This window comes from Streptomyces sp. NPDC057939, assembly GCF_042887545.1.
GTDB lineage: Bacteria > Actinomycetota > Actinomycetes > Streptomycetales > Streptomycetaceae > Streptomyces.
This window is the reverse complement of the sequence record NZ_JBHVPG010000052.1, coordinates 56,610-61,829: the sequence shown is the minus strand read 5'-3', so window position 1 is coordinate 61,829 and position 5,220 is coordinate 56,610. Positions and strand designations below refer to the sequence as shown.

Genomic DNA, 5,220 nt, shown 5'->3' with positions numbered 1-5,220 from the left:
GCGCAGAAGGGCCCCGACGCGGGTGCGGCGGGGCCCTTCTGCGCGTTCCGGGGTCGATCAGCAGCAGCGGAAGCCCTCGCGGGGGTCCGCCTCGCGGGCGTCGGTGCGGGCCCGTTCGAAGGCCCGCCGGGTCATGACCCCGGCCTGCGGGTCGTGGGCCCGGGCGTGCGCGACGTAGCGGTCGTACGCCGCCTCGCCGGAGAACTCCCGTACGTAGTACCGGGCCCTCGCCAGCGCGTTGCGCACTCCGACCAGCGTTCGTGCGGTGTTCACGCGACGGGTTCCTTGACCCGGCCGCCACCGCTGTCGAGGCCCGCCGCCGCGAGCTCGGCCTTCTCCTCGGCCGTGGCGATGAGCCCGGCCGGGGCGACGATCTTCGACTCGGTCCACGGGACCTCGGAGAGGCGGACCGACTCCGGGTGGGCGATGGCCTTGAAGCAGGTCCGGCCCGCGTCCACCAGCACGATGATGATGAGGACGGCGAACAGCACCGACAGGACCCCGTCGACCGTGGCGTTGGTGACCACGGTGTGCATCTCGCCCATCGTCTTGGCCGGAGGCAGCACCTTGTCGGCGTCGATGCCCGCCTGGTACTTGTCGCGCTGGGCGAAGAAGCCGACCTTCACGTCATCCGAGAAGATCTTCTGGTAGCTGGCGGTGAGGGTGACGGCCACGTCCCACGCCAGCGGGACGCCGGTGACCCAGGCCCACTTCAGCCGCCCGGACTTCACCAGCAGGGTCGTGCAGACGGCCAGCGCCACCGCCGCGAGCAGCTGGTTCGCGATGCCGAACAGCGGGAACAGCTGGTTGATGCCGCCCAGCGGGTCCTTGACGCCGACCCAGAGGAAGTAGCCCCAGCCGCCGACGACGATGGCGCTCGCGAGCCACACGCCCGGCTTCCAGCTGACGTCCCGGAAGGACTTGTGCACGTTTCCGAGGGTGTCCTGGAGCATGAACCGGCCCACGCGGGTGCCCGCGTCGACCGTGGTCAGGATGAACAGGGCCTCGAACATGATGGCGAAGTGGTACCAGAACGCCTTCATCCCGGTGCCGCCTATGACGGCCGAGAAGATCTCCGACATTCCGAGTGCGAAGGTCGGGGCGCCACCCGTACGGGAGAGCAGGCTGGCCTCCTCCACGTCCTTCGCGGCCTGCGCGAGGGCGTCCGGGCTGATGGCGAAGCCGAAGTTGGTGACGGCGGCGGAAGCGGTCTCGACCGTGGTGCCGATGACCCCGGGCGGTGAGTTGACGGCGAAGAAGAGGCCGGGCTCGATGATGCAGGCGGCGATCACGGCCATGATGGCGACGAACGACTCGGTGAGCATCGCGCCGTAGCCGATGACCCGGACCTGGGTCTCCTTCTGGATCATCTTCGGGGTGGTGCCCGAGGCGACCAGGGAGTGGAAGCCGGACAGGGCACCGCACGCGATGGTGATGAAGACGAACGGGAACATCGAGCCGGCGAACACCGGGCCGTCGCCGCGCGCCGCGAAGTCGGTGACCGAGGGCATCCGGAGCGTCGGCATCGCGATGACCACGCCCAGCGCCATCAGGGCGATCGTGCCGACCTTCATGAAGGTGGACAGGTAGTCCCGGGGCGCGAGCAGCAGCCACACCGGCAGCACCGAGGCGATGAAGCCGTACACGATCATCCAGACGACCAGCGTCTCCTTCTCCAGGGTGAAGGTGTCCGCCCAGGAGGACTCGGCGACCCAGCCGCCCGCGACGATGGCGAGCAGCAGCAGCGCCACGCCGATGGCGGAGACCTCGGTGACCCGACCCGGCCTCAGCACGCGCAGGTAGACGCCCATGAAGAGGGCGATCGGGATGGTCATGCCGATGGAGAAGACGCCCCAGGGCGAGTGCGCCAGGGCGTTGACGATGACGAGGGCCAGCACCGCCAGCAGGATGATCATGATGGCGAACACGGCGACCAGGGCGGCGGCCCCGCCGACGGGCCCTATCTCGTCCCGGGCCATCTGGCCGAGCGAACGGCCGTCGCGCCGGGTGGAGAAGAACAGCGTCACCATGTCCTGGACGGCGCCGGCGAAGATGACGCCCGCGACGATCCAGATCGTGCCCGGCAGGTAGCCCATCTGCGCGGCGAGCACGGGACCGACGAGCGGGCCCGCGCCGGCGACGGCCGCGAAGTGGTGGCCGAAGAGCACCCGACGGTCGGTGGGATGGAAGTCGACACCGTTGTCGAGGCGTTCGGCGGGGGTCGCCCGGGTCTTGTCGACCCTCAGCACGCGCCGCGAGATGAAGCGCGCGTAGAAGCGGTAGCCGATGGCGTACGAGCCCAGCGCGGCGGCGAGCAGCCAGGCGGCCGAGATCTCCTCGCCCCGCGAAAGGGCCAGCACGCCCCAGCCGATGGCTCCGATCAGGGCCACGAGCGCCCACACGGCGATCGACTGCGGGGTGAGGCGGCCCGACGGAGAGGGCGAGTCGGGCCTGCCGCCCGTGCTCGCCGCACCCCCCGGTGGTGGAGTCCGGTCTGTCCCTGTTGCTTCCGGTTCCGGCATGATCCTCGTCCCCTCGTTGATCATCTGCGTAAGCGCAGGGAATCTACGGGGGCTTGACCGCTGGACGTAAGCCCCCGTCCGCATAGCGGTACGAGCGTCCACCGAGGATCGAACGGGAGTCAACCGGTGATCACAAGGCGGGCCTCTGAAGACGGGCAACGAACTTGTAACGGTCGCCGCGATATACCGAACGTACCCATTCGACCGGTTCGCCATCGGCGTCCAGGGAGTGCCGGGAGAGCATCAGCATCGGCAGTCCGACGTCGGTGCCGAGCAGTCCGGCCTCCCGCGGGGTGGCCAGGGAGGTCTCGATGGTCTCCTCCGCCTCCGCGAGGCGGACGTCGTACACCTCGGCGAGGGCGGTGTAGAGGGAGGTGTACTTGACCAGCGAGCGGCGCAGCGCGGGGAAGCGCTTGGCCGACAGGTGCGTGGTCTCGATGGCCATCGGCTCGCCGCTGGCCAGGCGCAGTCGCTCGATGCGCAGGACCCGTCCGCCGGTGGCGATCTTGAGCAGTCCGGCGAGCGTGTCGTCGGCCGTCACGTACCCGATGTCGAGGAGCTGGGACGTCGGCTCCAGGCCCTGGGCCCTCATGTCCTCGGTGTAGGAGGAGAGTTGGAGCGGCTGGGAGACCTTGGGCTTGGCGACGAAGGTGCCCTTGCCCTGGATCCTTTCCAGCCGGCCCTCGACGACGAGCTCCTGCAGGGCCTGCCGGACGGTGGTCCGGGAGGTGTCGAACTCGGCCGCCAACGTGCGCTCCGGCGGGACCGGTGTGCCGGGTGGGAGCGTTTCGGTCATGTCGAGCAAGTGCCGCTTGAGACGGTAGTACTTGGGCACGCGCGCCGTCCGGGTGACTGCCCCGCCTTCCGGCTCCGTGGTCGCCCCTTCGGTGGCCATCGCCGCCCGCCTTCCCGACTCCAGTTTCGCTGCCGTCACCGGCTCCTCCGATATGTGCGGTCACATCGTGACACGGGAGGGGGGACAGGCCTCCTCCCTCCCCCAGGTGTCGGTCCGATAACGGACCGAGCACCCGCTCATTAGACCCTTGACACCCCTAAAGGTCTAGGCCAAGCTCCAGCTACTGGTCTAAACCAATCTGGATCGGATCCCGGCCCCACGGGCAGTACTTGGTACGTCACCGCGGTGGGCGAGGGAAGTTGCAGGCAGCATCCCTGAGGAGGGTGGCGTGAAGCGCAAGCTCATCGCGGCGGTCGGAGTCGCGGGCATGGTTATCGGCCTCGCGGCGTGTGGCGACGGTGCCGACGACAAGGCGAAGACCGAAGCATCGGGTGGCGCGGCCAAGGAGATCACCGTCTGGGTGATGGACGGTTCCGCACCCAAGGCCTGGATCGACGAGGTCAACAAGGAGTTCTCGGCCAAGCACCCCGGTGTCACGGTCAAGGTCGAGGAGCAGAAGTGGACCGGTATCCAGGAGAAGGTCACCACGGCCCTCTCGGAGAACACCCCGCCGGACGTCATTGAGCTCGGCAACACCCAGACCGTCGGCTACGCCGTCACCGGTGGCCTCGCGGACCTGTCGGGCGACAAGGCCAAGCTCGGCGCCGACGCCTGGTCGAAGGGCATGACGTCCTCCGCCGAGGTCGACGGCAAGCTCTACGCCGCCCCGTGGTACGCCGCCAACCGCGTCGTCGTCTACGACAAGAAGGCCTACGAGAAGGCCGGCGTCACCGTCCCGAAGACCCGCGACGAGTGGGTGGCCGGCCTGGAGAAGCTGAAGGCCTCCGACCCGGCCTCGCAGCCGATCTACCTGCCCGGCCAGAGCTGGTACATCCTCGCCGGCTTCGTCTGGGACGAGGGCGGCGACCTCGCCGTCAAGGACGGCGGCAAGTGGAAGGGCCAGCTCTCCACCCCGCAGGCCGCCTCCGCGATGGACTTCTACAAGAAGCTCCAGTCCTTCTCCACGGCCCCCAAGGACAAGGACGAGGCCACCCCGCAGCAGTCCACCGACATCATCCCCAAGGGCGGCGTCTCGTCCTGGATCGGTCTCGGCTGGGAGGCGCAGGGCGCGCTGAAGGCCCTGAAGGAAGCGGGCAAGGAAGGCGACTTCGGTTACTTCCCGATCCCGGGCAAGACCGCCGACAAGCCGGGCTCCGTCTTCCTCGGCGGCTCGAACCTCGCCGTCGCCGAGCGCTCCAAGAACAAGGAGCTCGCCAAGGAGTGGCTGGCCCTCGCCGCAGGCAAGGACCAGATGACCAAGTACGCCACCGCCACCGAGGGCGCGCTGCTCCCGAACCAGACGGCCGCGAACTTCGCCGCCGCCCCGGGCTCCTTCGCCGAGTCGATGGCCAAGGCCGCCGCCTCCGGCAAGATCACCCCGGTCACCGCGGGCTGGGCGAACGTCGAGACCGAGCCGAACCCCATCAAGGAGTTCATGACCAAGGTCCTGAAGGGTGAGGACGCCGCCAAGGCGGGCGCGGACGCGGACAAGGAAATCGCGAGCCGCATCAACAGGTAGTCCCGCCCCGCGGCACCGCACCACCTGACGCGCCGCGGCACCCGCAGCACCGCACCACCTGAAACACCGCACCACCTGTAACACCGCAGCACCCGCAGGAACCAGCAGTGTGAACGCACCGGGGGGTGGGGGGGGGGGGCCCGGCCGCCGCGCGCGCGCCCCCCCCCGGCGGAGGGAGCGCGCCGAAACCCCGCCGAGCCCCCCCCCCCCACCGGGGCCCCGCC

The 5,220-nt window shown here is 69.5% G+C and carries 4 protein-coding genes; 1 reads left to right on the top strand and 3 read right to left on the bottom strand.

Translation table 11 applies throughout. The features are described 5' to 3' along the window. Positions 1–57: 57 nt before the first annotated feature. The 3 genes from ACFVS6_RS35385 to ACFVS6_RS35375 all read right to left on the bottom strand — a co-directional run bounded on the left by ACFVS6_RS35385 (position 58) and on the right by ACFVS6_RS35375 (position 3,417). Positions 58–255, bottom strand: a complete 198-nt coding sequence (locus ACFVS6_RS35385) for a CstA-like transporter-associated (seleno)protein (protein WP_389710570.1) — start codon at positions 253–255, stop codon at positions 58–60. A gap of 14 nt (positions 256–269) precedes the next feature. Next, a complete protein-coding gene (locus ACFVS6_RS35380; protein ID WP_389710560.1) occupies positions 270–2,522 on the bottom strand; it encodes a carbon starvation CstA family protein in 2,253 nt (750 codons plus the stop codon). A 130-nt stretch (positions 2,523–2,652) separates the two neighbouring features. Beyond that, positions 2,653–3,417, bottom strand: a complete 765-nt coding sequence (locus tag ACFVS6_RS35375; RefSeq protein WP_389710558.1) for a GntR family transcriptional regulator — start codon at positions 3,415–3,417, stop codon at positions 2,653–2,655. A gap of 289 nt (positions 3,418–3,706) precedes the next feature. Between ACFVS6_RS35375 and ACFVS6_RS35370 the strand changes: the two genes are divergently transcribed. Further along, on the top strand, positions 3,707–4,996 hold the full coding sequence (locus ACFVS6_RS35370) for an extracellular solute-binding protein (RefSeq protein WP_389710557.1): 1,290 nt from the start codon (positions 3,707–3,709) through the stop codon (positions 4,994–4,996). The last annotated feature ends 224 nt before the right edge of the window (positions 4,997–5,220 follow it).